Consider the following 24795-nt stretch of genomic DNA (forward strand, 5'->3'; position numbering starts at 1 on the left):
GCGGATGCTCTGCTTGTTTTATGACGTCGTTTTTTGTTTTTTCGGCCATATATAATAACTTGCTGTAATGAGCCCATCAATGATAATAATCATCGTCCACAGCCTAATAGCCCCTGTCATTGCCTCAGTCTTATCAGGTTGACCGACCAACCAGACGACCAGCCACATCAATCCCATTCCAACCAGATAAGCAAGTATATGACGTCTAGTAAACTGCAGTGATGCGTTCGCATAGTGCATGCCGAATAATTTGTCCTTCGTTATATGTTCTTTCAATACCCATTGTCTAAACAGCTTGTCAGCATGTGCAATCATGCGTTTTCCGAATACGAGCGATACGGCGATATAGGCTGCTGCTAAAGCATGAGCTATAGTTGCAGATGCACCGTTCAGCATATCAATCGTTGCCGCGGTAAGCAATACGATGTCAATGACCGGTACGAGTGCGAAAAATACCATGCTCAACTTCTGCTGCTTCATGATGTAACGCGTCGTCAAACCTGCGATAATCACTACCCAGAACGCGATTTCAGCGCCGATGATCAACCATAGAATGATACTCATTTATTCCGCCTCCATCCAGAATTCGACTTCGTTTATAACGATCGCTTCAATCATGTCGTTGCTTACAGAATCGACCGCAAATAACTTATGCATGGCAAGCCCATCAATCAATGCAACCGCTCTTAACGTCGTCAGTTCTCGGTCAAGTCCTGCCTTTAATACACCTGCAGATTCCAGCGCACTGAGCGCTGTCACGACCAACTTCCTTATATCATCCTGCATCGTGTCTTTCCCTTTTTCCTGCGTCATCATCTGGAATGCCGTCCACACTTCCATATCGGCATATCGATCATCATCAAGCGGCAGTGTCGCAAGAATCGCTTCAATGATTTTCTGCTGGATAGGTAATTCACTCGTAATAATCTCTTTAATTCGGTGTTCGACCTTCTCTTTGACATACGCCATAACCGCTGTCAGCAGTGCTGCATGGTCTGGATAATAATAGCGCATCTGTCCAGATGAAATTCCCGCCTGATCTGCGATTTGTCGCACTGACATCCCTTTGATTCCATGATCACTGATGGATTGCCAGGCGTGTCTGACAATTTCCTGCTTCTTCTGTTCTCTGTCAATGATTTTCGGCATCAAGCCACTCCTTTTTAATACAACTGTATGATTTAAATTTATTTTAACACACTTGTATTAAAATACAACAAAAAAGCCGAGCGACATAACGTCGCTCGACTAATCATTATTCAGTTGTTACTTCTTCTTGCCATCAATGTATGCTTTGTCATACTGGTTGATTGTAGAAGAATTCACGACGACACCTTTCACGTATGGCTGCTCTAAATATGCGCTGCCGCGTTGAATGATTGGAATCGTATGTGCTTCTTTAAGCAGCATCGTGCTCGCTTCACCTAAAGTATCCCAGCGTTTTTGAGGGTCAGATAACAACGGTCCTTTTGCATCTTCAATCCTCTTATCGTACTCTGGATCGTTATAACCTGTGTTCGTCTGTTTAGACCAGAACAGATCCATGAACGTCATCGGGTCAGCATAGTCAGGGAACCAGTTACCATATGCCAGCTCATAATCGCCTTTTGCTTCAAGTGCTAGTTTTTGTTTGAACGGCACTTGCTTGATCTTAATCGTTAATCCGTCAAGATTCGATTCCCACTGCTCTTTGAAGTATTCCGCATCTTTCTTAGATGTATCAAGGTCAGTTGTCAAATACTCAATTTCAATCTTATCTTTACCAAGTGCTTTTTTCGCTTCAGCCCAGTGCTCTTTCGCTGCATCAACGTCATAGTTCAGTTCGTCGCCGCCTGCAATTTCAGAGAAGTCAGAACCATCCGGCCCTTTGTATACATCTTTTGGAGTCAATTGATTCGTTGCTACCGCACCATTATTGACATTGTTTTTCACGTAAGATTCTTTGTCAATCGATTTAGCAAGTGCTAAACGAAGATCTTCATTCTGTAATTCTTTTTTGCCTTTGTGCTGGATTCTGATGAACTGAATCGCTGATGTCAATTCTGTATGGAAGTCATCATTTTCTTTGTATTTATCGACGCTTTCTGCAGATACACCCACAGAGTCCACTTTACCTGTTTCGTATAAGTTCAGTCCTGTCTGTACGTCTTTGACGACACGGTAGTTGATTTCCTCCAGCTTCACTTCATCTTTATTCCAGTAATCATCGTTCTTTTCTAATTTGAAGTTTTCTTCTGTATTCCATTCAGTCAATTCAAACGGACCGTTGTATACAGCGTTTTCTTCACCGACACCATATTTATCGCCTTTTTCTTCTGCGAATTTATGATTTTTCGGCATGTAAGTTCCGAATGCCAGTAAACTTTCGAAGTACGGTTGTACGTTTTCAAGCTCAATTTCGAGTGTGTGATCATCAACCGCTTTAACACCTAACGCTTCAGGATCTTTTTTGCCTGTATTGATGTCTTCAGCATTTTTGATGTCATACATGATGAACGCATATTCTGAACCGGTGTCTTTATCGACAACGTTACGCCATGCGTAGACGAAATCTTCTGCAACAACAGGATCACCGTTAGACCATTTCGCGTCTTTACGAAGTTTGATGGTCCATGTTTTGTCATCATTTGATTTTTCCGGTTCTCCTTCAGCAAGTGCTGGGACCGGTTGTGAATCTTTATCCAGCTTGTATAATCCTTCAAATACGTTTTGATATACCTGGAAGCTGACTAAGTCTGTCGCTAACGCCGGGTTCATTGATGGAATATCTGATGATGATGTCAGATTCAATACTTGTTCCGCTTTTGAACCCCCTTTTGCGCCGCCGTCATCTCCTGATCCACCTGAACATGCTGCTAACACTGTTGAAGCTGTTAATACGGGTACGAGAAGCCAATTCATCTTCTTCATAGCTTTCCTCCTGATATGTAATATTTATGCACTAAATTAATAAAATTCAAAATGCTTTCTTAAAATTATCATAATCAAATATAAATCATAAAGCAACTAATATTTTGAAAATTCAGAAATAATCACTCAAAAAAAATAAGCTGATAGATGGTATCTGCTTATTTTTGATAGTAGTGACGGGTAAAGAACTTCCCTTCTAGACCTAACTGCTTATAATACTGTGCCATCTGCCGTGCATTATGCGTTGCCCACATCACATCGGTTGCGTATTGGTGACGTCCTGGATCAGCAGGGTTGAAGCGCATGGAATACAGCGTGTACTGGCTGTCACGTGACAAATATTCACGGTGAATGAACGCAGCGCCTCCTCTGACTGCTTTCTCAGGAGAATCCCAGCCCTGTTTCTGAGCAAACCGCGCACCGTCCATGACCGGATTTTGATCATAGGCCCCGATACCGAAGAAGTTGTAGTAGCGTCTGCCCTTCTTATCGCGCTGCCCTTCTTTGTTCAGCGTCACCCCTTGAGCCAGTTCACTGGTTCCTTTACCGGTCTCAAGCATCGCATGACTGATCAGATAGATCTCATTGACATCTTCTTTTTTGGACGCACGTGCAAAAGCTTTGCCGAGACCCTCTAGAATCCCCCGGTCTTCCAGCAGTTCATTCAACGTATCCGCATCAATCTTCTGCGACAGCTTCAAATTTAGAAATTGATAGCGCTGTTCACTATGATGGTAGAATCTATCCGGCTTCATATAACGGTCGATATCATCACCAACTGCTTTTGACCATACTACACCGTTAGAAATAACAGGAGACGCCTTCAACTGACGTGCCTTTGCTTGTTGATACGTCCATTTCACTGTCACCCGCTTATCTTCCATCCGTTCTTCGTATGCCGCGATTGACATTCGAATCAGCAGATAGATACCGAATCCTATGAAGACAAGAATACCGGACAGAATCCATTTGTTTCTTATTTCAAGCTGACGCTTTGTTAACCGCTTCTGTGCCAAAGTGAACCTCCATGTTTACCTTCATATAAAAAGGGTAATTTGTAACTTATACCCCCCTTCATTTTCTATCTATACACCCGCAGCGCCCTTACTGCGGGTGCTTTTCTACTTACTTTAGCAAAACCCGGGCTGAAAATAAAGACATCCTCACCCCGACAAATAAAAACTGAGCCGCTGGTGCAATCTTTCAAAATAATATTGGACAGATCAACAGACCTAGCTCTATTGTAAAACAAATTGAAATTAGAATTCAAAAATCAGACGGCCTGTCTCCGATTCAATATCGGAAACAGGCCGTCTGATTAAATGTTTTTTCTGTCCCAATTACGGGTTCAGTACCGTAGAGGATTGATTTCGATTTTTAGTGATACTCCAAATCCGTAACTTTCACATGGTTAGGTTCAGATGTATTTTTAAAATCTACATTATGAAATCCAAATAATACTGCTAATAAAGTAAATACTGTAAGACCTTTAGATAGTTTTTTCATCGGTAATCTCTCCTATACTGTTTTTAAATGATTATATTCTACAAGTTCTTGTTCATACAAATCAATCAAATTTACATTATTTTTTAGTTTTGCTATACCATAACCGATATCATAGAGTTCTCTATCTTTATCAGTAATAATTCCTAGATCTTGCTTAGCTCCACAAATAAAGTAAATTAAATTATCCATTAAATATAATAAGTTATTCTCAAGACATATTTCTAATCCTTGTTGAGCAGATTCTAAACTTTCACTGTATTTCTCTTCAATCATAAGTAGATTAGCGTATTGATAGTATACTTTTACTGCAGTTTCATTATAAATCATATTTTTCTTAATAATGCTTTTAGCTTTATTAATAGCTCTGTCTGATTCTTTAATGTTATCTACTTTTCGGTAAAAAATTGATAAAGAGTTATAAATACTTGCATCAAGCTCAGGATCATCAACATTAATAGTAGTATTACTTAGTGATTCCAGCCTAGCAATGCTCTCATGTAATTTGTCCCGATTTTGTCCAATACATACTGCTTTGATCCAAGAGAAATATTGGTGTTCGTATTCAGTCAAAACAGTCTGAAGTTGAGCATCTATAAATACTTCCAATGTTTCAAAATCATTGATTTCTAAATAATCCTGACATATCTTTTTCCCACGAATCACGTTGTTGACTTTTTCGACTCCAAAAAAATAATCCATGCTGACATTCAGCTTATTCGCAATCAGAAACAACGTTTCAGAACTCGGCATGATTTCATTTTTTTCAATTCGACTCACCTGACTTTGCGTACAAATATCTTTTGCCAGCTCGGACTGTGTCATTTTCACTTCTTTTCTTCTCTTAATGACTTTGTCCCCAATGCTTATCGGCACACCATCACTCCTTTCGTTGTAATAATATTCTGACAATCAACTATAAATAATATACCTTAATTATACTCTTTATGCAATATTGCATTTGAAATATTTATTTTTTTTTTTTAAAGAAGGTAATAGATTTTTTTAATCAATTGAAAAAGACTGGAGCGCATCTGCTCCAGTCTGTTAATGGTCATTGTACCTGTCATTCATCGACATCTGTTTATAAAATTTTAAGGCCGCTTTTTTCGATATCTTTTGCGAAGCCTTTCACTGTATCAACCGATAATTCATTCACGTCACGACCGATATTCGGAATTTTCTTCACGACATCGCCAGGACATGTAATGATATCACAGCCGATTTCGTCTGCCTGGATGACATTGTATAGTTCACGGCAGCTTGCCCATAACAGCATGACGCCTTCTTTTGAGTGACATACTTTTTCTGCTTCTTTCATCAACGGCAGGGGATCAACACCTGTATCCGCAATTCTTCCTGCAAATACAGAGACGTATGTCGGCACGCCTGCTTTGACGGCATCCGTGATTTCTTTCACTTGTTCAATCGTATAGACCGCAGTGACATTCAATTGAACATCTTTCTCAGACAATTCTTTAATCAGTGGAATCATGGATTCGCCTTTTGTATTGACGACTGGTATTTTAACGAAGACATTATCGCCGTAGCCCATCAGGATTTCAGCTTCTTTACGCATCGTCTCCATGTCATCTGCGAATACTTCAAATGAAATAGATGCATCAGGAATCGCTTTAACTGCATTTTCTGCAAACTCTTTGTAGTCAGTTACACCTGCTTTTGCCATCAATGACGGGTTCGTTGTGAATCCATCTACTTCTTTATTATTGTAAGCTGATTTCATCTGCTCGATATCAGCGCCATCTGCAAATACTTGTACTTTCAAGTTTTCCATTACTATTCCTCCTGTAATTGAAGTGTGATTCAATTTCACTATAACGCTATATAATGATAATTACAAATGAAAGATAGGCAAAACTAGTGGTGGTAAATTCCTCTCTTCATGCTAAAATAGTTTCATACTAAGTTTTGGAGGCTATTCATGCATAAAGCACACAAATTCTTCTATCTATCCGTTACCTTTGTCATTCTTAGTGTGTTTCTAAGCGTTCATAATCCTATCATCAAAGGGTTGTTCGGTTCTATCAATGCGATTATCCTGTTCACCGGTCTAGTGAATGCTATTCTACTGATTATCAGCATCTTACTCGTTGATATAGCTATTAAACGTCCGAAACAAATGTCTGATGGCTTAAGGAAATGGGTCAAAGTCTGGCCTTGGATTATCCTGATAGTGATTCTCTATCATTTATTTTCAGGATTATTGTTGTTCGGCATTTTGTAGAAATGGTGCTTCTCATGCAGTTTCTTTTAATGGAGGCATATGATGAAATATGTATACGTCTGTATCTTCGCCTTTATCGGCGGAGCATTACGTTATGAACTGAGCCTGCTGTTTGATCCTGCAGGGACGTTTGTCGTCAATATGGTCGGGGCGTTTGTCCTTGGATGGCTGTCTGTCAAGCTGATGGCGATGAAACATACCGCCCTGAAGACCGGTATCACTGCTGGACTGGTCGGCAGCTTCACGACCTTTTCCACATTCAGTCTGGAAAGTGCGGCGCTTATTCAAGTTAATGTCTTGTACGGTACAGGCTATATAGCTGCGACAGTGCTGCTCGGCATGACATTCGCTTATCTCGGGATGAAATGGGGGGCTGTCCAATGATTGAAGTCGGAATCGGCTCTATGATCGGTGCCTGTATCCGGGTATTTTTAAGTCAGTATAATGGCCGTTTCCCATGGATGACTCTCATCATCAATAGTGCCGGGTCACTGCTGCTCGGTATGCTGACACATATGAGTGGCTGGTTGTTTTTCGGGACCGGAATCATGGGCGGCTTAACTACATTTTCAACATTTTCAGTGGAAGCTGTGACACTTGTGGCATCTGACCGCAAGTCTGGTATGACCTACATCGCTCTATCCATTATTCTGCCGCTGACTTGTTTCACGGCAGGACTCCAGCTGATCGATTAATACATCATAAAGGCCTTCTAACAAGATTAGAAGGCCTTTATGATTATGCTCCTGTAAATTCAGCAGGATCCGGTCCGATTCTGCGGTCTTCGTTCAACTGATCGATTTCGTAATGATCTTCCTGTGTTAATTCAAAATCAAAGATATTTAAGTTTTCTGCTATCCGTTCTGGTGTTACTGATTTCGGAATGACGACGACATCATTCTCAATGTTCCAGCGAATCACGACTTGTGCCGGTGTTTTGCCGTGCTTGTCAGCGATATTATGGATGACTTCATTCGTCAATATCTCACCGTTCAATAAAGGTGACCATGATTCTGCGACGATTTGTTTGTCTGCTAAATAGTGTCGCAGCTCTTTCTGGTTCAAGTACGGATGAAACTCCACCTGATTGATGACTGGTTTCACTGAAGCCTGTTTCAATAAAGCCTCCAAATGCTCAATGTTAAAGTTGCTGACACCGATATTTCTTACTTTACCGTCGTTATATAACTGTTCCATTGCTTTCCATGTATCGATGAATGCTTGATTATCCTGCCCCGGCCAATGAATTAAGTAGAGATCCAGATAATCCAGTCCGAGCCGTTCGAGTGATGCGTTATAGGCAGCAATCGTTGTGTCGCATCCATAATCACTCAGCCACACTTTAGATGTGACAAATAAGTCGCTGCGGTCAATCCCCGCTTCTTCTAGTCCTAGACGAATTCCTTCGCCGACTGATTGTTCATTCTGATAGATCATCGCTGTATCGATGCTGCGGTAACCTGAAACAATCGCATGTCTTACTGCATCGACAGCCTGCTGACCTTCTTCTACTCTAAAGACACCGAGTCCTACTTTTGGCATGACATTGCCATTATGAAATGTAACTGCTGATTCCATTTGAACACCCCTTTTTTTAGTTCTTATCATATACCCTGATACTACTAAAAAAAACCGACCGATTACGGCCGGTTGCTACTACGGATTCAAATGTTCAATATCATCGCGTATCAATTCTAGTTCATCCACTGAATATTGAAACCTTCCGTGGAAGACATATTTCTCAAAGAACAGTTCAAGCTCGTCTTCACCGACGACCACTTTGACGTTCTTATCTCTTGAGTAATTGTTCATCGTCCCGGAATCATGACCTTCTCTGTTGAAGTAGGCAATGGATGTGACAGGATATTTCAGTTTGAATGTTTCTTCAACGAGTTCTGCCCGGCGTTTCAAGTCTTCAATGTTATCTCGTAATGAGCGGAAATAGACAGCGCCTTTCTCCTCATCTCGTTCCATCGCAAGTGTCTGTTCGATGTAAGGGTCGATATCCAGCAGACTGAATATATGTTCAAACATCGGTTCCTGTGAGAACTGTGTCTGATCTACGCCGTGATAGATATGCCCTTTCCAGTAATGCGAATCAATGATGTATACACCTGTTCGTGTCAATACGATGTGGGCAATTTTCTCTGTCCGCTTCAGATCACGTCCGGGAATAAAGACATTGGCAAGGACATGCATATCTTCAGGTCTGATTCGTTCGTTTCGGACAAGACGTTCTTTGAGCTGAATCAATGTCAGATCCGTCAAATACTCGCCACCGTTTTTGGACAGATGTTTCAAGCTGTCGATTTGAATGGCTTGTTTAGATACTTGTTCATCATAGATCTCTTTCTGCTGGGCGAACGCTTTTTTCTGTTCAAGCCGTTCTTTCTCAGCTTTGTCCTGCAGTTCTGCTGACAATTTCTGTTTGTCATCTGCATGCTGATCGGCCAGTCTCAGTCGTTCACGTTTTGCTTTGCTGTTAGTAACGATCCAGAGCACTAAGAACAGCAGCGCCAGAACACCGAGCGCAATAATAATGTAATGAAGCGGTGTAAGTTCAGTCATGAAATTCTCCTTTGTATATATAGGTTTATTCATATTATAATCAAAATTTACGTTTTCTTCAGTATTATTCATAAAATTTCATCTGATCAATTTTGAGAATATTACTCTTTTTTCAGCCGAACTCACAAAAAAACGGAAACCCGTTCAAGGTTTCCGCTGTCTAAGATGTTATTGAATCGCTGCTTTCAAGCTGTCGACTTTGTCTGTCTGTTCCCATGGCAGCTCGACATCTGTACGGCCGAAATGTCCGTAAGCAGCTGTCTGCTTGTAGATCGGACGGCGCAGATCAAGCATCTTGATGATACCTGCCGGACGTAAGTCGAATGTGCTGCGTACGGCTTCTACAAGTGCTGATTCTGAGTAGTCGCTTGTACCGAACGTATCGACAGAAATCGATACAGGATGAGCCACACCGATCGCGTAGGCTAGCTGTACTTCTGCTTTGTCAGCAAGCCCTGCCGCTACGATGTTCTTCGCGACATAACGTGCTGCATAGGCGCCTGAACGGTCTACTTTCGTTGCATCTTTACCAGAGAAGGCACCGCCGCCGTGACGGGCATAGCCGCCGTAAGTATCAACGATGATTTTACGGCCTGTCAAGCCTGCATCCCCTTGAGGTCCACCGATAACAAAACGTCCAGTCGGGTTGATGAAGTATTTCGTTTCGTCATCGATCAGTTCTGCGGGAACAACAGATTTAATGACGTGCTCTTTAATGTCCGTCTGAATCTGCTCCAGCTCAATTTTCTCATGGTGCTGAGAAGAAATAACGATTGTATCGATACGTTTTGGCTCGTTATTCTCATCATATTCAACAGTGACTTGTGTCTTACCGTCCGGACGTAAGTAGTCAAGCGTACCGTTCTTACGCACTTCTGTTAAGCGACGTGCCAGTTCGTGTGCCAATGAAATCGGCAGCGGCATTAAGCTCTCTGTTTCATTACATGCATAGCCGAACATCAGCCCTTGGTCACCTGCACCGATAGATTCAATGTCAGAATCAGACAGCTCTTCGCGGTCTTCAAGCGCACGGTCAACACCTTGTGCGATGTCTGGAGACTGCTCATCAATCGCAGTCAGAACAGCCATCGTCTGGAAGTCATAACCATATTTAGCGCGCGTATAACCGATTTCTTTCACTGTTTCACGCACGACTTTTGGAATATCGACATAGGTCGTTGTTGTGATTTCGCCGGCAATGAGTGCCATCCCAGTGGTCACTGATGTTTCGCATGCAACACGTGCTTTAGGGTCCCCTTTTAAGATTTCATCAAGAATCGCATCTGAAATCTGGTCAGCAATTTTATCCGGATGTCCTTCTGTCACTGATTCAGAAGTAAATAGTTTACGATCTGCCAATTTAATATCTCCTTTTTCTATGAAAGTTATACGGTTTATCCATAAGAAAAGCCTTCTCCACAATTAAGAGAGAAGGCTCGATTAATACAAGTCCATTCACTCTTATCGTTCAGATGAAATCTGCAAACGGTTTGGCACCTTACTTAAAAGGTTGCTGGGCTTCGTAGGGTCCATGTCCCTCCACCACTCTGGATAAGAGAATCCGCAAGTAAGATAATACTAAACTATTTGTTAAACGTCAATAAATTTAAGAAATACATAATTTTCTGTCTTTAAAAACTGCTTGAGAATCTGCCGTGATTAGTATAGACTATTGGGTCTGTTATGTTATACTATTTGATGAAACTGCTTACATTGCAGAAACTATTACTGGAGGATTATAACATGAACGATACATCGACGTATAATGAAAATCTGGATCAATTACTAGCAAAACCTTCTACTAAAAAACAGTTGTCTCGCACTCAGCTGATTCAGGACATACTGGATAATGGTGAAGGTGTTCTTACAGACTCAGGAGCAGTAAAAGCAGAAACAGGAAAATATACGGGTCGTTCGCCTAAAGATAAATTTATCGTAAGAGAAGCTGAAACTGAAGATAAAATTGACTGGAACGCCATCAACCAGCCCATCGAAGAGGACGTCTTCTTGAAACTTCTCGACAAAGTGACTTCTTATTTAAACACAAAGGACAAAGTCTATGTCTTTAACGGGTATGCCGGCGCCGACGCTGCGACTCAGCTGAAACTGACTGTCATCAACGAAATGGCATGGCACAACTTGTTCGCCCGCACGATGTTCATCCGTCCCGAAACGACTGAAGAAGGATTGAACATCTCACCTGACTTCACTATCATCTCAGCGCCGCACTTCAAAGCTGACCCCGAAGTGGATGGAACGAAATCCGAGACATTCATCATCACAAGCTTCAAACACAAAGTCATATTGATCGGCGGAACTGAATATGCCGGCGAAATGAAAAAAGGAATCTTCGGTGTGATGAACTATTACCTGCCAGATAATGACGTGATGAGCATGCACTGTTCAGCAAACGTCGGCGAAAACAAAGACGTCGCCTTATTCTTTGGACTATCAGGTACTGGTAAAACGACGTTATCAGCAGATCCACAGCGCAAATTAATCGGTGATGATGAACACGGCTGGAATGACAACGGAGTCTTCAATATTGAAGGCGGATGCTACGCGAAGACAATCGATCTGACGCGTGAGAAAGAGCCACAGATCTATGATGCCATCCGTTACGGCGCTATTTTAGAAAACGTCAAAGTAGATGAGGCCGGTTTCCCTGACTACGAGGATAAATCATTGACTGAAAACACACGCGCCGCTTACCCGATTGAAAATATCGATAACATCATACTGCCATCTATTGCAGGGCATGCGAAGACCATCATCTTCCTGACAGCAGACGCATACGGCGTACTTCCTCCTATCGCTAAATTAAATAAAGACCAGGCAATGTACCATTTCTTAAGCGGATTTACATCAAAACTCGCTGGAACTGAACGCGGCGTCACAAGCCCGCAGCCGGTATTCTCGACATGTTTCGGCTCACCGTTCCTACCGATGCATGCGACCGTTTATGCGAACAAGCTCGGTGAACTGATCGATAAACATAATGTCGATGTCTACCTCGTTAACACTGGCTGGACCGGCGGCGAATACGGCGTAGGTTCACGCATGAACTTGACCCATACACGTTCAATGGTCCGTCGTGCCATCAGCGGTGCATTGAAAGAAGTAGAATATAAGACAGATGAGGTGTTTGGATTAAGCATCCCTTCCCACGTACCAGGTGTCCCGAGCAATATTTTAATGCCGCGCGATGCATGGGTGTCTCACGAAGCTTATGACGAAAAAGCGAAAGAACTTGCAGTGATGTTCAAAGAGAACTTCAAAAAATTCGGAGACCGCTCAGCTGAAATTGAAGCGCAAGGCGGATTCACTTACAAAGGCGAATAATAGTAAATATGGTATCGATCAAAAGGCCCTGATGAGCTACTCATCAGGGCCTTTTGATCGATCCTATACGATTATTCCACAGCAGTCATCCATTCTATTATTTTACGAAGTGTCTTCCGTTCATTCGGCGGTGTAAATACATGTTCCTCTCCTTCGACGATATGCATCTCATAAGGAACACCCAGATGTTTCAGCCGGTCTGCTAAAGTATACGCATGCTGTAGTCCTACCTGCTTATCGTCTGTGCCATGAATAATCATCACGGGTGGACTTGTCGAAGTAACGTGCTGATAGCCGTTTCGTCTGTCGTATGCCGCTCTATCCACAGTAGGTTTGCCGATCAATCGCTTCATCATGCCGCGCAGATCCTGCCGCTCTTCGTACATTAAATAAATGTCAGTGACACCACTATGACAAATAAAAGAAGTGGCACCGACTTCCTGATAAGTCAGCAGCCCTTGTATACCTCCTCTTGAAAAACCAATGAGATGTACAGGTACATCAGGATAATGGGTCTTCAATATACGCACGAGTGCCCGCACGTCTTCCAAGTCTGCCCCGCCAAATTCATCTTTGCCGTTATCATTTCTTGTGCCTCGGTAATAAGGAGCAGCGACCAGTGTGTGAGGTCCTGCAAACTGCATCAGCCGGACCGGTCTCACCTGTCCGACACCTCCTTTACCCCCTCTTAAATAAATAACGATGCGTTTCACTTCTGCGGCATCTAGAATCAATGCTGATACGACGAATTCATCCGAATAGTAATCCACTTCATTCAGTTGTCTGTCACCATACCATGCAGCAATGGGTGTTGCCTTCAGCCACATGACGTCACCTCTCTCACTATATAATTGATGCAGTCATCATCAAGCAGTCTGCTGCGATGGTCTGTTATCCGGCGGATATCATCGACCAGTACCGGACCATACGTCTCGTAGTAATGTTCCCGTCGCTCCATATGGCTTAGTTCTGCTGTGAAAACATCTTTTGAAAATGGTGGATCAGTATAGACAGTATAAGTCGTCATGTACCGGAGCGACTCGGTACGGCCGCCTGTCTCCTCAAATAATTCGCGTCTGGCAGCGTTCACTGTTGATTCATCAGCCTCCCGCTTACCGCCCGGAAATTCGATACCGCGCTCTTTGTGATGTGTGAGTACAAGCTGTCCTTCATATGTCGCAATAATCAGCACATGGTCATGAACCGGTCTGTCCTGCTTAAGTACCACTCTATATCCTAGTTCATCGATAAATTCCATAGTCTATCCCCGTTCACCCCTCTATGATAAAATGATACTATCAAAACGTATGAGGTTATTATGAAGAAAATCATTTATATTATCATTATTCTAACATTAATGACAGTCGGTTGTAGCAAAGAAACACCTGCCCCTAGGACGAAGGACGAAACACTGAAACAACTACAGCAGTCCATCAAAGCCATCGATAGTCTGAGCAGTGAAAGTGAAAATAAAACGACGGTTATATATAATAAGTTCACAACACAGTTTACTCAAAAAACAACAAGTCAGACGAATACATTGGATGAATTCAATTCAGCAGTGGAAGCGGATAGCAACCATTCACGCTATCCGGTCCACAGCTACCGTGTTTATATTAAGGGTGGTGTACTAAGAGCCGATCCGGATCCATCATACCTCACTTATCAGGCAAGACGTGCGGATACGAAGTACATCGAAGCGGCTATCGCCGATATTTTCAATTTGAAACACATCGTCCAGGGCGTCATTAAACCATCAGCTGACGACGTGTCGATCGATGAACAAGCCATTCATTACAAAGGCACTGGGGCAGTCATGAAAGAGCTGTTTGAATACGGGCTTGTATCATCAAGCATGAACCAGATAGAACCTCTCTCTGACTTGAAAGACTTAACTGTTACATCCGGCAGTTACAGCATCCAGTACTCTCCTGTCAAAGTATATCCGAAAACATTGACCTTCCAAGTAGAGGTCACAGCGACCATTGACGAAGACCCGGTGATGATTAAGATGGAACAGACGACAGATTACTACGATTTCAACAAAACAAAGGTCACTGACCTGACAGAATAGAGGAATGAAATGAAACAGCTATTAATTTCATGTATTCAGTTTTACCGACGATATATTTCACCTATGACACCGCCGGCATGCCGCTTCTATCCGACATGTTCACAGTACGGTATAGAAGCGATTGAAACGCATGGGGCACTGAAAGGAAGCATGCTGACAGCAGCGCGCATCAGTAAATGCCACCCCTTCCATGAAGGCGGCTTCGACCCGGTGCCACCGAAAAAGAAAGCTAGCACAAAGGGAACTCGGTGACGAGTTCCCTTTTTTTATATATGCAATCCATCTTCTTTCAATACGGTTCCAGCCGCTGCACATCTACTTGCGGAAAACTCATCGTCATCATACCTGCTGAAATGGTTTCCTCCCAGTCTGCATAATCTTGTATAAAATAAGTGCCTTTCGGTGTGATGTCAGGGATTGTCCCCATCTCCTCAGCAAGTGCTGCTGTGAAATATTTACTTAATCCGAATTCATACATACCGCCGATAATGATTCTCTTATCAGGCATTGCTTCTTTCAACATCAATACAGGATATGCACCGCCAAGCCTTGAATATTTCGCGATGATGATCTCAACGCCTGCTGCAGTATATTTCAGTATGTTCTCTATACTGTCAGCAGATTCATCGATGGCAAGCGGCAGCTGTCTGTATCGGTGATAGAGCGCAATATCACTGAATGGTTCTTCGATGTAGTCAATATGGTATGTGAGACATGCTTCTAGTACAGGGATGTCTCTTTCAGTCAGACTGCCGTTTGCATCGATACAGATAGCAATGTCTGGATAGCGCATGCGGAGCTGTCTCACTGTCGTGACGATATCATCGGTCCATTTAACTTTGACCCGGTTCGTCAAGTGCTCTGGAATATCTCGATGGATCGTATACCCTAACGGCACTGTGACCGGATGGCGGTCGTGGAAGTACTGCCAGCCGATATAATCAAACAGTGCTATCGCATGAGGCGTTTCTTTAAACTGATACAATGCGTTTCCAAGTGCTGCAAAACTTTCAAATGACGTTTCTTTTATAGCATTGAATATCGTCTGGACAGCTGCTGCTACTGTGCCAATAGTTTCAGTATGATACCATGGCGTCAAAAATGCGTTGCTCTCCGCATAATAGGTCTTACCGTCAATCTCAAGTGAGATCACTAAGACGTGCCGCTCACTCATCTGTATTTTCACTGTCTCAATTGGCTGACGAAAAGGCGCTTTGTAACGATATAACTTCAGATTACTGAATCTCATTCAACAGCCATTCCTTCACACGATGTCTAGATATTTTGCCGTTGCTGGTCCGTTCGATATGGTCCGTCCGCTTTAGAAGAACCGGACGCTTGTACTTCGCAATGTTTGCTTCCAGCAGCACTGCGAGTTCGTCATCCATACCTTCTGCCGCTTCATAGACAAGTGCAGGCCGCTGTCCCCATTTGTCGTCATCAAGTGCTACAACCGCACACGCACTGATAGCAGGGATTGTCAGCACGACTTGTTCAATCTCACTAGGATAAATATTTTCACCACCTGAAATAATCAAGTCGCGTCTACGGTCCAGCACATACAAATAACCATTTGTAATCCGTCCGATGTCCCCTGTCATAAAGAATCCATCTGTAAAGGATGATTGGTTAGCTTCCTCAGGATACAAATAGCCAGTCATGACATTATCACCTTTGACCAGAATTTCCCCTGCTCCGTTCAACGGGGCTGCAACTTTGATGTCACCTGTCACTCTGCCGACACTATTAGGATACTGCTTCATATCTTCAGGTGTTGCTGTAATGAACTGTGAACATGTTTCAGTCATGCCGAATGATGTATAGACCGGAAGATTGAGCGCAAGGCTCTTATCAAGTGTCCGTTCATCCATCTTCGCTCCGCCGATTAACAGTCCTTCCAGCTGATGGCGCTTAAGCCCTGCGTCAAGCAGCCAGTCGAGTGTCTGTGGTACGAGCGAGATATGCGTGACGCCTTCTTCTTCAATACTCTTTAATACCGCTGCTGCTTCAAATTTCTCAAACAAGATGACTGTAAACCCTTCAATGACACTTCTCAGCATAATACTCAGTCCCGAAACATGATAGAGCGGCAGGCAGACGAGCCATCTGGACGCCGCCTCGTAGGGAAACGACCATTTGCAGCGTTCAGCACTGGCATAATGGTTATTGAATGTTTGAGGCACTGCCTTTTGTACACCCGTCGTTCCTGACGTGAACATAATGGATAAGATGTCATCCGGTTCAAAAGGACGGTCAGTTCCAGCTTCATCTGAATCTAGCAGCAGTGATTCCGGTGAGATGATCTGAATCGTCGAATAATCGCTGTCAGTGATCAACACATCCACTCCTATGGAAGACAGCTGACGGCTGACTTCGTGTTCAGTCAGATGCGTGTTGATGCTCGCCATTTCGCGACCCGACAGTATAATACCATGAATAATGATGACCGTTGATAACTGGTTGGTCGGCTGAATAGCAATACGTTTCGGCAGTTCAAGCGCCGACAGCTGATGGCTGACCATTGACGCATGACGATAGAGCTGCTGAAATGTCAGCTCTGTTTCACCTGACTTCAAAGCAATATGATGCGGGCGATTCTGTGCTTGTGTATATAACCAGTGATTCATGATTGCTACTCCTTTAATTAAAATACGCGCTGACTTTCATGTTGAAAGCGCGCGTATCATGTTAACTTGTTAAAGTTTATGGGAATTTAGGGAACTGATCGAAGTCCGGCTGACGTTTTTCTTTGAATGCGTCGCGGCCTTCTTTTGCTTCGTCTGAAGTGTAGTACAGTAATGTCGCATCTCCTGCAAACTGCTGAAGTCCTGCTAAACCATCTGTATCTGCATTCATAGCAGCTTTCAGGAAGCGCAGTGCTGTCGGTGAATGCTGTAAAATCTCCTTACACCATTTCACTGTTTCGTCTTCGATATCAGCAAGTGGTACTACTGTGTTGACCAAGCCCATGTCAAGAGCTTCCTGTGCGTTATATTGACGGCATAAGTACCAGATTTCACGCGCTTTTTTGTGGCCGACAATGCGTGCCAGGTAACCAGAACCATAACCGGCATCAAATGAACCGACTTTAGGACCAGTTTGACCGAAACGTGCATTATCTGCAGCAATCGTCAAGTCACAGACGACGTGCAGCACATGACCACCGCCGATTGCGTAACCGCGAACCATCGCGATGACTGGTTTCGGGATGACACGAATTAAACGCTGTAAGTCCAAGACATTCAGACGAGGAATGTTGTCATCGCCTACATAACCACCGTGTCCACGTACTGACTGGTCTCCACCTGAACAGAACGCAAGATCGCCTTCACCTGTTAAGATGATAGCACCGATACGCTGATCATCACGGGCACGTGAGAAGGCATCAATCATTTCCATGACCGTGTTCGGTGTGAATGCGTTACGAACTTCCGGACGGTTGATTATAATCTTACCGATTCCTTCAAAATATTCATATTTGATTTCTTTGTATTCTTTGACTGTTTCCCATACTCTAGACATGGTTAGCCTCCTTAATGAATTCTATTACTATTGTATCAAAAATTTCGGGATGTTCCACATGAATTGTATGTCCTGCCGGCAATTTAATATGTCGGCTGTTCGGCATCAGCTTATGCATGCGGGCATTCAGCTGCTCAAATTTCGCGTCCAGCGTCCCTGTCAACAGCAGCACCGGCTGATGATAATCCCCTAGCAGGTGCCAGAGTGACGGCTGTGATCCTGTGCCGTAATCCTCCAGCGCTTTTTTTAAGGCTGCCGGCTGCTGCCGCCTTCTCATCGCGTCAAGCTGTGCTGCCTGATGGTCGGACAATGGTTGATGGGTGTGAAATAACGGCAGCCCTGCCCAATGTGTCACGAACTGTTCGAAGTCATTGACGATGGCCGCGCCTCTGTCACGGTCGACAGCAAGGCGCTCTGTTCGTTCATTCCTGTGTTCCAGCCCTGCAGACGTACTTTCCAGAATGAGTCCATCCACGTGATAGTTCAACCCGTAATACAGAGCAATCCTGCCGCCCATCGAGTAGCCGTATATATAGATATGGTCATACGAAAATGACTGAATGAGTCGATTAAGCTGCTGTGCTATCCAGCCAAATGTCCACTGCTCATGCACCGGCATACTTTCGCCGTGACCCGGCAGATCGACTGTGACAATATCTATGTCCTGCTGCAGTCTGCTGACAGCATGATCAAAGGCATGATGGTCTCCCATAAAGCCGTGCAGCATGACCAGCAGCGTGTTATTGTGATGCGTTGTTAAGTGATAGTTCAGCATAGACTGCTTCCCTTACTTTCTCTGTGAGCGCCTGATGGGCCGTCACATTGTCTTCGCGGCTGGTCATCACTTCGATAATATGTGCCCCGTATTTCGGCAGCTGAATATGGTCATACGTCTCATAGCGCTGATAGTTGAAATCATAGAGTTTCGCCGTATGTTCAAAATCCAGGTCAAGCGGCGTCCCGTACAACCGTTCAAACAGCAGTTCTTCTTCTTTCTGCGGTAAGTAACTGAATATCCCACCGCCATTATTGTTCATGACGACAATGCGGATATCAAGACCTTCCAGCTTCTTCATAACCAATCCATTCATATCATGAAAGAACGAAATATCACCGATCACAAGCGTTACTTTCTTATGGACAGCCATTCCCATCGCGGTCGAGACAACGCCGTCAATGCCATTAGCACCGCGATTGCCATAAGGTTTCGCCAGTCCGTCAATGAAGAACGTATCGCAGTCGCGGATCGGCATACTGTTGCCGAGAAACAATACTTCATCGCTGTCCAGCTGTCTTGCCAGCCGGGCGAAGATCGTTCCTTCATCGTTCACTGCATGAATGTGCTGTTGAATGACATTCGTAACTACTGCATTCAAGTGTGAGAACAATTCAAACCAGCCGTGACTGATGACCGGACTTTCTTCTGCGAGCTGTCTGAAACAGTCATTCGCTGTCATTTCCAGATGAACATCCGGTACGACAGGATACGTATCGGGTTTCAATGCGTTCTGCACGAGTATTTGCGGAGCTTCCACAGTGCTGAGCCAGCGATTGATGGCTTTGGATACAACTGGCTTACCGACTCTAATAATATAGCCGGGATTAATGGATTGATAGACTTTGAACAATGTATCACCTGTCGACAGAATATAAGGTGAATCCTGATGGCGGAGATGACTTAACGGATCGGCAAAGACCGGCAGCTGATGAATAGCCGCAAATAACAATAACTGCGACAAATCTTCATTCTGGCAGTCACCGACGACAATCATCCCGCGGCTGCGGAGCATGATCTTCCGGAGCGGCTCGATATTGACCGTCTTCTGGTAGGTCACTTGACTCTTATCCTCTACTGTCAGCAGTTCTGTCGCCGTCAAATCAGGAACAAGCGGCTCACGAAAGGGCATATTGAAATGCACTGGTCCACATTCCGGACCGGAGAAATAGCGCGATGACTGCATCATGACAGCATCGATGAAATTATGTGATGACTGAAAATCATCCGCAAGCGGGAAATCCACTTCATAGTTCACCATGTTCGAGAACATCCGCACTTGATTGATTGCTTGTGGCGCACCGACATTACGCAGCTCGTGTGGTCTGTCACTTGTAATGACGACTAACGGCAGACGACTGATACAGGCTTCAGATACTGCCGGCATATAATTGCTTGCAGCCGTACCTGACGTACAGATGATGGCAACCGGTTTTTTAGTTGCTTTTATGAGTCCGAGCGCAAAGAATGCCGCACTCCGCTCATCCGGATGAATATATGTCGTCATCTGCGGATGAACTTCACAGGCCATCGCAAGCGGCGTTGACCGTGAACCTGGTGAAATGACCACTTCATGCACACCGTAATCATATAATCCTTTGATTGTTTGAAACACTTGTTTCGTCAATTGTTCGTTTTTCACTGAGACACCCCTAACAGTTGAAGCATAGGTTTAAATTTAATTTCTGTTTCATAGAGCTCGTCTTCCGGGCGACTGTCAGCGACAATTCCGCATCCGGCGAATAATATCACTTCTTTGTCATGCAGTACCATCGACCGGATGGCGACGATGAATTCGCCGTCCATACCCGCATCGATATATCCGATCGGCGCACCATAAAAGCCGCGGTTCCCTTCCACTTCTTGAATAAATGCAGCTGCTTCTCCTTTTGGGAAGCCGCCGAGAGCAGGCGTCGGATGCATCGCCTGTGTCAATGTCAGCACATCATTATCGCCGATTTTTCCGGTAATCGGCGTATAGAGATGATAGAAATAGCGGTTCGCCATAATGCCAGGAGCTTCCGGTATAGACAGTTCTGATGAATACGGTGTCAGATCATCTGTAATGCTTGCCACAACAATCTGATGTTCCTGCAGATTCTTCTCGTCAGTGAGCAGCCGCTCTCTTGCATCCGACAGCTGATTGCTCATTGTACCGGCGATGGCATTAGTGCTGAGTTGATGCGCTGTCACTTTGACAAGCTGCTCAGGCGTTCTTGACACATAGGTGCGGTCTTGGTGCTCGAGCAGCACGAAATAACTGTGCTCATGGTCATGAAATCCGCGTCTGATCAACGTTGCATTGTCGATTTTGTCAGCAAGCTGCACTTTCTTGCGCCGGGACAGCACTACTTTAGTCAACGGCCCGGTTTTCATCTCTTCCACAGCGAGACTGACACTGTTCAGAAATCTATCTGCATCTATATCATGCTGGCTGATCACTGCTGGCAGCTGCTTAGTCTCATATTGACGGTCAAGCTGCGCAACAAATTCATCGATTTCCTTTGCCGTCATATTGGTGAACGATAAATAATACGTCCCATCTTTGAACAGCACTTGAATCTTCGGCCAGATGAAATGACTGTGACCGAAACCTGCAAAGTCTGCATTGCAGCCTTCGTCAAACTGGAAACCTCCGAACAATCTGATCATATTCGGCAGTTCACCAATAACCGTGCATGTGCTGAGCATTTTGCTGAACACTTGGTTGACATAGCTCGGTGAACGGTGATTGACATTAATCAGCCGTTCCGCGCCGAGACCGAGCAGCCATTCATCCTTCTCCTTTGTCATGAAGAAATAACGGTCGTTATAGTCGTCAAATATATTAAATAATTGATACGGCAGAATTTCTTCATACCACTGTATTTGATGTATTGTTATGGATTTATATTCCTCCATCATTCCACATTCAGCTTCTTTCAGTTCACTTTTATAGTCTTATATAGTTTACCACTTTTTCGGTCCATATGGATATCATGGGCATCGTTCATTGACTACTATTTCAAATAGGAATAAAATACAATCTGTAAATGAACGAATAGGAGATTATACATGTCAGAACATTTAGCAACGCAGCAAGGCTTTAAAAAATACTACCAACTTATGCGTCCGCATACACTCACTGCCTCGTTTGTACCCGTGCTCGTCGGTACAGCAGCAGCCCGCTACTTCGGACCGATCCGCATCGATCTGCTGATTGTCATGCTGATTGCCTGTCTATTGATTCAGGCCGCAACGAATATGTTCAATGAATATTTTGATTACAAGCGCGGCCTCGATGACCATACATCAGTCGGCATCGGTGGAGCCATTGTACGTAACGGTATGTCACCGCAGTCAGTCTTCAATCTTGCCGTCGCGTTCTATATCATTGCAGCGATACTCGGCCTTTATATATGCGCCCAGTCTTCATGGTGGATTCTGCTGGTCGGCATCATCTGTATGGCGGTCGGTTATCTGTATACCGGCGGGCCCTTCCCGATTTCCTGGACTCCGTTCGGCGAAGTGTTTGCAGGGTTCTTCATGGGATTTGTCATCATTATGATTACGTTCTATATTCATACAGGGCATCTTCACTGGTATCCAGCACTCATGAGTATTCCTGTATCGATCAATATCGGCATGATCAACATGGCGAACAATATCCGCGACCGCGTCAAAGACAAAGCGAGCGGCCGCAAGACATATGTCATTCTTGTCGGCAAAAGAATAGCAATTATCACGATGGCTGTCTTGTATTTTATCAGTTTTGTGGTCATTCTCTATATTGCCTTCATAAAATCATATGGCTCATTGTTCCTGTTACTGGTCCTGTTAAGTGCCAACTTACCGATCAAAGCGGTGAACCGCTTCTTCAAAGGTGACCAGCCCCTTGAACTGATGCCTGCGATGAAAGTGACCGGTCAGTTTAATACGCTGTTCGGATTCTTATTGGCCATTGCCTTATATTTAACAGCAGTATTCGCAATCTAAAATAACCACAACATAAAACCAGCTCGGAACTTCCGAGCTGGTTTGTTTGTGAATTCATGTTATTGAGCATATTTGAAATATTCTTCAATGCGGGCAGCGACTTCCTGTGCCTCTTCCGGTGTCACGTCATCTGACACACCAGAGCGGTTCAGTTCAATCGTATAAGTCTGTTCATCATATGACACGATGATTTCAGACCCTTCTGCACGGACTGCATTCGGTTGAATCTGTGCGACATCGTCATCTTCATAGTTCTCACGATAGTCAGCACCAAATTGTCCTACTTTGAGTTCAGCATATTGTACAAGTTTATCGATATTTGCCATGATCATACCCCTTTATATTTTATTGAACGGCATTTTCATTCTAATAAACTCTGTAATTTCAGGCAAGTCTTCACGCTTTAAACTTCTGATCGTAAAATTTTTCGTCCCTAAATTTTTACGTTTGACCGTCAGAAATAATGAACCGTACACATCGTTTTTATTATGATCATCTTTTCTATCAAAGTCTATCGTATCAATCTTATTGTATTTTATTTGATTGAAGTGAACTAATTGAGTCTGGTCTTTGCCATGAATCAGCATCATGCGGTCTTCAAGCATGATTATCAAGCCTTTTTGGTTCAGATTCAGCTCACTGTATGAAGCAAAATGAATCATCTCCCGATTACCGATTTCCTGACAATATACTTTCAGTAATTTGATGAAAAATCGACGTTCTGACTTCTTCACTTTTTTAAACGCTTTAGAAAATTTTTTATATTTAACAGGGTATTCTATATTTTCCAATACTACACGACTAGAATGTTTTTTCTTTGCCATAGTGACCTCTTTTACACATTTGATAGATTTATCATACCATTTTTGACTAAAACTAATATAACCATACTGTTACTTTTTTATAACAAAAAAATACTGACAACAGTATTACAGCTCACTGTTATCAGTATGATTCATAACGGAGGGCAAGGGATTCGAACCCTCGAAACGCTTGTGACGTTTACACACTTTCCAGGCGTGCTCCTTCGGCCAGCTCGGACAACCCTCCATAATTAAAAAATCAGAAGCGATATTTCACCTCTGATTATATGACCCCTACGGGATTCGAACCCGTGTTACCGCCGTGAAAGGGCGGTGTCTTAACCGCTTGACCAAGGGGCCTGGCTCCACAGGTAGGACTCGAACCTACGACCGATCGGTTAACAGCCGATAGCTCTACCACTGAGCTACTGTGGAATAACAATGGAGCGGGTGATCGGAATCGAACCGACGACATCAGCTTGGAAGGCTGAGGTTATACCATTTAACTACACCCGCACAGGGGCGACTGATGGGAATCGAACCCACGAATGCCGGAACCACAATCCGGTGCGTTAACCACTTCGCCACAATCGCCATATAAAAGATGGCTCAGGACGGAATCGAACCGCCGACACATGGATTTTCAATCCATTGCTCTACCGACTGAGCTACTGAGCCAAAAAAAAAGCGGTCCCGACCGGGATCGAACCGGCGATCTCCTGCGTGACAGGCAGGCATGTTAACCGCTACACCACGGGACCTTAGTTGCGGGAGGCGGATTTGAACCACCGACCTTCGGGTTATGAGCCCGACGAGCTACCAGACTGCTCCATCCCGCGTCAATAAAAAGTACTTTTCAAATATATCATTTGTAAACTTAATCAGTCAATAAGTAAAAAGTGTAAATGGTGACCCCTACGGGATTCGAACCCGTGTTACCGCCGTGAAAGGGCGGTGTCTTAACCGCTTGACCAAGGGGCCTGATTAAAGGACTTTTTTAGTATATAAATAATTTGTAAAGACGTCAATACTTTATTTGACGTCAAATGACAGGAGAATCAACAAAAAAGCAGCCCAG

General features: G+C 43.8%; 27 protein-coding genes, 9 tRNA genes and 1 riboswitch. Of the genes, 7 read left to right on the forward strand and 29 right to left on the reverse strand.

Going from position 1 to position 24795, the window contains the following annotated elements:
• Nucleotides 1-18: 18 nt before the first annotated feature.
• The 7 genes from AC3IPL_RS07755 to AC3IPL_RS07785 all read right to left on the reverse strand — a co-directional run bounded on the left by AC3IPL_RS07755 (nucleotide 19) and on the right by AC3IPL_RS07785 (nucleotide 6208).
• Complete coding sequence (locus tag AC3IPL_RS07755; RefSeq protein WP_489240401.1) at nucleotides 19-564, reverse strand: hypothetical protein; 546 nt, start codon at nucleotides 562-564, stop codon at nucleotides 19-21.
• Nucleotides 565-1149 carry a TetR/AcrR family transcriptional regulator gene (locus AC3IPL_RS07760; RefSeq protein ID WP_489240403.1) on the reverse strand — a complete coding sequence of 195 codons (585 nt, stop codon included), beginning with the start codon at nucleotides 1147-1149 and terminating at the stop codon, nucleotides 565-567.
• Between the two features lie 117 nt (nucleotides 1150-1266).
• Complete coding sequence (locus tag AC3IPL_RS07765) at nucleotides 1267-2925, reverse strand: peptide ABC transporter substrate-binding protein (protein WP_489242315.1); 1659 nt, start codon at nucleotides 2923-2925, stop codon at nucleotides 1267-1269.
• A 143-nt stretch (nucleotides 2926-3068) separates the two neighbouring features.
• The gene (locus AC3IPL_RS07770) at nucleotides 3069-3926 is read right to left on the reverse strand and encodes an N-acetylglucosaminidase (RefSeq protein ID WP_489240404.1); all 858 of its coding nucleotides are present in this window, start codon (nucleotides 3924-3926) and stop codon (nucleotides 3069-3071) included.
• A 361-nt stretch (nucleotides 3927-4287) separates the two neighbouring features.
• Nucleotides 4288-4416, reverse strand: a complete 129-nt coding sequence (locus tag AC3IPL_RS07775; protein WP_489240406.1) for a hypothetical protein — start codon at nucleotides 4414-4416, stop codon at nucleotides 4288-4290.
• 12 nt (nucleotides 4417-4428) lie between these two features.
• Nucleotides 4429-5289 carry a helix-turn-helix domain-containing protein gene (locus tag AC3IPL_RS07780; protein ID WP_489240408.1) on the reverse strand — a complete coding sequence of 287 codons (861 nt, stop codon included), beginning with the start codon at nucleotides 5287-5289 and terminating at the stop codon, nucleotides 4429-4431.
• A gap of 208 nt (nucleotides 5290-5497) precedes the next feature.
• The gene (locus tag AC3IPL_RS07785; protein WP_489240410.1) at nucleotides 5498-6208 is read right to left on the reverse strand and encodes a transaldolase; all 711 of its coding nucleotides are present in this window, start codon (nucleotides 6206-6208) and stop codon (nucleotides 5498-5500) included.
• Nucleotides 6209-6355: 147 nt separating this feature from the next.
• Here AC3IPL_RS07785 and AC3IPL_RS07790 point away from each other — a divergent pair, with 147 nt between their 5' ends.
• From AC3IPL_RS07790 to AC3IPL_RS07800, 3 genes are read left to right on the forward strand one after another with little or no spacing between them, the layout of a single operon-like run.
• Nucleotides 6356-6658 carry a hypothetical protein gene (locus AC3IPL_RS07790; protein WP_489240412.1) on the forward strand — a complete coding sequence of 101 codons (303 nt, stop codon included), beginning with the start codon at nucleotides 6356-6358 and terminating at the stop codon, nucleotides 6656-6658.
• 39 nt (nucleotides 6659-6697) lie between these two features.
• Complete coding sequence (locus tag AC3IPL_RS07795) at nucleotides 6698-7042, forward strand: fluoride efflux transporter FluC (protein ID WP_489240414.1); 345 nt, start codon at nucleotides 6698-6700, stop codon at nucleotides 7040-7042.
• Nucleotides 7039-7353, forward strand: coding sequence for a fluoride efflux transporter FluC (locus AC3IPL_RS07800; RefSeq protein ID WP_489240416.1), 315 nt, complete (start codon nucleotides 7039-7041; stop codon nucleotides 7351-7353). The genes AC3IPL_RS07795 and AC3IPL_RS07800 overlap by 4 nt, the downstream gene beginning before the upstream one ends.
• Before the next feature lie 43 nt (nucleotides 7354-7396).
• Here the strand turns inward: AC3IPL_RS07800 and AC3IPL_RS07805 are convergent, their stop codons facing one another.
• The 3 genes from AC3IPL_RS07805 to metK all read right to left on the reverse strand — a co-directional run bounded on the left by AC3IPL_RS07805 (nucleotide 7397) and on the right by metK (nucleotide 10585).
• Complete coding sequence (locus AC3IPL_RS07805) at nucleotides 7397-8236, reverse strand: aldo/keto reductase (RefSeq protein ID WP_489240417.1); 840 nt, start codon at nucleotides 8234-8236, stop codon at nucleotides 7397-7399.
• A 78-nt stretch (nucleotides 8237-8314) separates the two neighbouring features.
• Nucleotides 8315-9226 carry a nuclease-related domain-containing protein gene (locus AC3IPL_RS07810; RefSeq protein WP_489240419.1) on the reverse strand — a complete coding sequence of 304 codons (912 nt, stop codon included), beginning with the start codon at nucleotides 9224-9226 and terminating at the stop codon, nucleotides 8315-8317.
• 168 nt (nucleotides 9227-9394) lie between these two features.
• Nucleotides 9395-10585, reverse strand: coding sequence for a methionine adenosyltransferase (gene metK, locus AC3IPL_RS07815; RefSeq protein WP_489240421.1), 1191 nt, complete (start codon nucleotides 10583-10585; stop codon nucleotides 9395-9397).
• 99 nt (nucleotides 10586-10684) lie between these two features.
• Nucleotides 10685-10784: riboswitch (SAM riboswitch) on the reverse strand.
• A 185-nt stretch (nucleotides 10785-10969) separates the two neighbouring features.
• On the opposite strand from metK, the gene pckA reads away from it, so the two are divergent.
• Nucleotides 10970-12568 (forward strand): phosphoenolpyruvate carboxykinase (ATP), encoded by a 1599-nt coding sequence (gene pckA, locus AC3IPL_RS07820; RefSeq protein WP_489240423.1) that lies wholly within the window; start codon nucleotides 10970-10972, stop codon nucleotides 12566-12568.
• A 71-nt stretch (nucleotides 12569-12639) separates the two neighbouring features.
• On the opposite strand, the gene AC3IPL_RS07825 is transcribed toward pckA, so the two are convergent.
• Together AC3IPL_RS07825 and AC3IPL_RS07830 are read right to left on the reverse strand one after the other, a co-directional pair.
• Complete coding sequence (locus AC3IPL_RS07825; RefSeq protein WP_489240426.1) at nucleotides 12640-13395, reverse strand: alpha/beta hydrolase family protein; 756 nt, start codon at nucleotides 13393-13395, stop codon at nucleotides 12640-12642.
• A complete protein-coding gene (locus AC3IPL_RS07830) occupies nucleotides 13386-13826 on the reverse strand; it encodes an NUDIX domain-containing protein (protein WP_489240428.1) in 441 nt (146 codons plus the stop codon). Before AC3IPL_RS07830 ends, AC3IPL_RS07825 begins: the two co-directional genes overlap by 10 nt.
• A 60-nt stretch (nucleotides 13827-13886) precedes the next feature.
• On the opposite strand from AC3IPL_RS07830, the gene AC3IPL_RS07835 reads away from it, so the two are divergent.
• Both AC3IPL_RS07835 and yidD read left to right on the forward strand, forming a co-directional pair.
• On the forward strand, nucleotides 13887-14642 hold the full coding sequence (locus tag AC3IPL_RS07835; RefSeq protein ID WP_489240430.1) for a hypothetical protein: 756 nt from the start codon (nucleotides 13887-13889) through the stop codon (nucleotides 14640-14642).
• Between the two features lie 9 nt (nucleotides 14643-14651).
• Nucleotides 14652-14894: a membrane protein insertion efficiency factor YidD gene (yidD, locus tag AC3IPL_RS07840; protein WP_489240432.1), complete on the forward strand. Its 243-nt coding sequence runs from the start codon at nucleotides 14652-14654 to the stop codon at nucleotides 14892-14894.
• A 37-nt stretch (nucleotides 14895-14931) separates the two neighbouring features.
• Here the strand turns inward: yidD and AC3IPL_RS07845 are convergent, their stop codons facing one another.
• The 6 genes from AC3IPL_RS07845 to AC3IPL_RS07870 all read right to left on the reverse strand — a co-directional run bounded on the left by AC3IPL_RS07845 (nucleotide 14932) and on the right by AC3IPL_RS07870 (nucleotide 21843).
• Nucleotides 14932-15891, reverse strand: a complete 960-nt coding sequence (locus tag AC3IPL_RS07845; protein ID WP_489240433.1) for an enolase C-terminal domain-like protein — start codon at nucleotides 15889-15891, stop codon at nucleotides 14932-14934.
• Nucleotides 15878-17269 (reverse strand): o-succinylbenzoate--CoA ligase, encoded by a 1392-nt coding sequence (gene menE / locus AC3IPL_RS07850; protein WP_489240434.1) that lies wholly within the window; start codon nucleotides 17267-17269, stop codon nucleotides 15878-15880. Before menE ends, AC3IPL_RS07845 begins: the two co-directional genes overlap by 14 nt.
• A 76-nt stretch (nucleotides 17270-17345) precedes the next feature.
• Entirely contained in the window at nucleotides 17346-18164 is an 819-nt protein-coding gene (gene menB / locus AC3IPL_RS07855) for a 1,4-dihydroxy-2-naphthoyl-CoA synthase (RefSeq protein ID WP_489240436.1), read from the reverse strand.
• Nucleotides 18157-18939 carry a 2-succinyl-6-hydroxy-2,4-cyclohexadiene-1-carboxylate synthase gene (menH, locus tag AC3IPL_RS07860; protein ID WP_489240438.1) on the reverse strand — a complete coding sequence of 261 codons (783 nt, stop codon included), beginning with the start codon at nucleotides 18937-18939 and terminating at the stop codon, nucleotides 18157-18159. The genes menB and menH overlap by 8 nt, the downstream gene beginning before the upstream one ends.
• Nucleotides 18905-20581 carry a 2-succinyl-5-enolpyruvyl-6-hydroxy-3-cyclohexene-1-carboxylic-acid synthase gene (gene menD, locus AC3IPL_RS07865; RefSeq protein ID WP_489240440.1) on the reverse strand — a complete coding sequence of 559 codons (1677 nt, stop codon included), beginning with the start codon at nucleotides 20579-20581 and terminating at the stop codon, nucleotides 18905-18907. The genes menH and menD overlap by 35 nt, the downstream gene beginning before the upstream one ends.
• Entirely contained in the window at nucleotides 20578-21843 is a 1266-nt protein-coding gene (locus tag AC3IPL_RS07870; protein WP_489240442.1) for an isochorismate synthase, read from the reverse strand. Before AC3IPL_RS07870 ends, menD begins: the two co-directional genes overlap by 4 nt.
• A 150-nt stretch (nucleotides 21844-21993) precedes the next feature.
• Here AC3IPL_RS07870 and AC3IPL_RS07875 point away from each other — a divergent pair, with 150 nt between their 5' ends.
• The gene (locus AC3IPL_RS07875) at nucleotides 21994-22914 is read left to right on the forward strand and encodes a 1,4-dihydroxy-2-naphthoate polyprenyltransferase (RefSeq protein ID WP_489240444.1); all 921 of its coding nucleotides are present in this window, start codon (nucleotides 21994-21996) and stop codon (nucleotides 22912-22914) included.
• A 59-nt stretch (nucleotides 22915-22973) separates the two neighbouring features.
• On the opposite strand, the gene AC3IPL_RS07880 is transcribed toward AC3IPL_RS07875, so the two are convergent.
• The 11 genes from AC3IPL_RS07880 to AC3IPL_RS07930 form a co-directional block, all read right to left on the reverse strand.
• Nucleotides 22974-23240 carry a hypothetical protein gene (locus AC3IPL_RS07880; protein WP_489240446.1) on the reverse strand — a complete coding sequence of 89 codons (267 nt, stop codon included), beginning with the start codon at nucleotides 23238-23240 and terminating at the stop codon, nucleotides 22974-22976.
• A gap of 12 nt (nucleotides 23241-23252) precedes the next feature.
• Nucleotides 23253-23738, reverse strand: a complete 486-nt coding sequence (locus tag AC3IPL_RS07885) for a PH domain-containing protein (RefSeq protein ID WP_489240448.1) — start codon at nucleotides 23736-23738, stop codon at nucleotides 23253-23255.
• 137 nt (nucleotides 23739-23875) lie between these two features.
• Nucleotides 23876-23964 (reverse strand) — tRNA-Ser (locus tag AC3IPL_RS07890).
• A 41-nt stretch (nucleotides 23965-24005) separates the two neighbouring features.
• Nucleotides 24006-24077: transfer RNA gene (locus tag AC3IPL_RS07895), tRNA-Glu, on the reverse strand.
• Nucleotides 24078-24152 (reverse strand) — tRNA-Asn (locus tag AC3IPL_RS07900).
• Between the two features lie 7 nt (nucleotides 24153-24159).
• A tRNA-Gly gene (locus AC3IPL_RS07905) sits at nucleotides 24160-24233 on the reverse strand.
• A gap of 5 nt (nucleotides 24234-24238) precedes the next feature.
• Nucleotides 24239-24311, reverse strand: a tRNA-His gene (locus AC3IPL_RS07910).
• 11 nt (nucleotides 24312-24322) lie between these two features.
• Nucleotides 24323-24395, reverse strand: a tRNA-Phe gene (locus tag AC3IPL_RS07915).
• Nucleotides 24396-24405: 10 nt separating this feature from the next.
• Nucleotides 24406-24478: transfer RNA gene (locus AC3IPL_RS07920), tRNA-Asp, on the reverse strand.
• A gap of 4 nt (nucleotides 24479-24482) precedes the next feature.
• Nucleotides 24483-24556: transfer RNA gene (locus tag AC3IPL_RS07925), tRNA-Met, on the reverse strand.
• Between the two features lie 67 nt (nucleotides 24557-24623).
• Nucleotides 24624-24698 (reverse strand) — tRNA-Glu (locus AC3IPL_RS07930).
• Nucleotides 24699-24795: the final 97 nt, after the last annotated feature.

This window comes from Macrococcus sp. GL_134 (genome assembly GCF_057834705.1).

Coding starts and splice junctions, on each gene's coding strand:
- AC3IPL_RS07805 (WP_489240417.1), bottom strand. CDS start 8,236: ATGGAATCAGCAGTTACATTTCATAATGGCAATGTCATGCCAAAAGTA.
- AC3IPL_RS07775 (WP_489240406.1), bottom strand. CDS start 4,416: ATGAAAAAACTATCTAAAGGTCTTACAGTATTTACTTTATTAGCAGTA.
- AC3IPL_RS07830 (WP_489240428.1), bottom strand. CDS start 13,826: ATGGAATTTATCGATGAACTAGGATATAGAGTGGTACTTAAGCAGGAC.
- AC3IPL_RS07785 (WP_489240410.1), bottom strand. CDS start 6,208: ATGGAAAACTTGAAAGTACAAGTATTTGCAGATGGCGCTGATATCGAG.
- pckA (WP_489240423.1), top strand. CDS start 10,970: ATGAACGATACATCGACGTATAATGAAAATCTGGATCAATTACTAGCA.
- menE (WP_489240434.1), bottom strand. CDS start 17,269: ATGAATCACTGGTTATATACACAAGCACAGAATCGCCCGCATCATATT.
- AC3IPL_RS07835 (WP_489240430.1), top strand. CDS start 13,887: ATGAAGAAAATCATTTATATTATCATTATTCTAACATTAATGACAGTC.
- AC3IPL_RS07870 (WP_489240442.1), bottom strand. CDS start 21,843: ATGATGGAGGAATATAAATCCATAACAATACATCAAATACAGTGGTAT.
- AC3IPL_RS07875 (WP_489240444.1), top strand. CDS start 21,994: ATGTCAGAACATTTAGCAACGCAGCAAGGCTTTAAAAAATACTACCAA.
- AC3IPL_RS07795 (WP_489240414.1), top strand. CDS start 6,698: ATGATGAAATATGTATACGTCTGTATCTTCGCCTTTATCGGCGGAGCA.
- AC3IPL_RS07790 (WP_489240412.1), top strand. CDS start 6,356: ATGCATAAAGCACACAAATTCTTCTATCTATCCGTTACCTTTGTCATT.
- menB (WP_489240436.1), bottom strand. CDS start 18,164: ATGTCTAGAGTATGGGAAACAGTCAAAGAATACAAAGAAATCAAATAT.
- AC3IPL_RS07800 (WP_489240416.1), top strand. CDS start 7,039: ATGATTGAAGTCGGAATCGGCTCTATGATCGGTGCCTGTATCCGGGTA.
- AC3IPL_RS07810 (WP_489240419.1), bottom strand. CDS start 9,226: ATGACTGAACTTACACCGCTTCATTACATTATTATTGCGCTCGGTGTT.
- AC3IPL_RS07845 (WP_489240433.1), bottom strand. CDS start 15,891: ATGAGATTCAGTAATCTGAAGTTATATCGTTACAAAGCGCCTTTTCGT.
- yidD (WP_489240432.1), top strand. CDS start 14,652: ATGAAACAGCTATTAATTTCATGTATTCAGTTTTACCGACGATATATT.
- AC3IPL_RS07755 (WP_489240401.1), bottom strand. CDS start 564: ATGAGTATCATTCTATGGTTGATCATCGGCGCTGAAATCGCGTTCTGG.
- AC3IPL_RS07885 (WP_489240448.1), bottom strand. CDS start 23,738: ATGGCAAAGAAAAAACATTCTAGTCGTGTAGTATTGGAAAATATAGAA.
- menH (WP_489240438.1), bottom strand. CDS start 18,939: ATGCTGAACTATCACTTAACAACGCATCACAATAACACGCTGCTGGTC.
- AC3IPL_RS07760 (WP_489240403.1), bottom strand. CDS start 1,149: ATGCCGAAAATCATTGACAGAGAACAGAAGAAGCAGGAAATTGTCAGA.
- AC3IPL_RS07825 (WP_489240426.1), bottom strand. CDS start 13,395: ATGTGGCTGAAGGCAACACCCATTGCTGCATGGTATGGTGACAGACAA.
- AC3IPL_RS07880 (WP_489240446.1), bottom strand. CDS start 23,240: ATGGCAAATATCGATAAACTTGTACAATATGCTGAACTCAAAGTAGGA.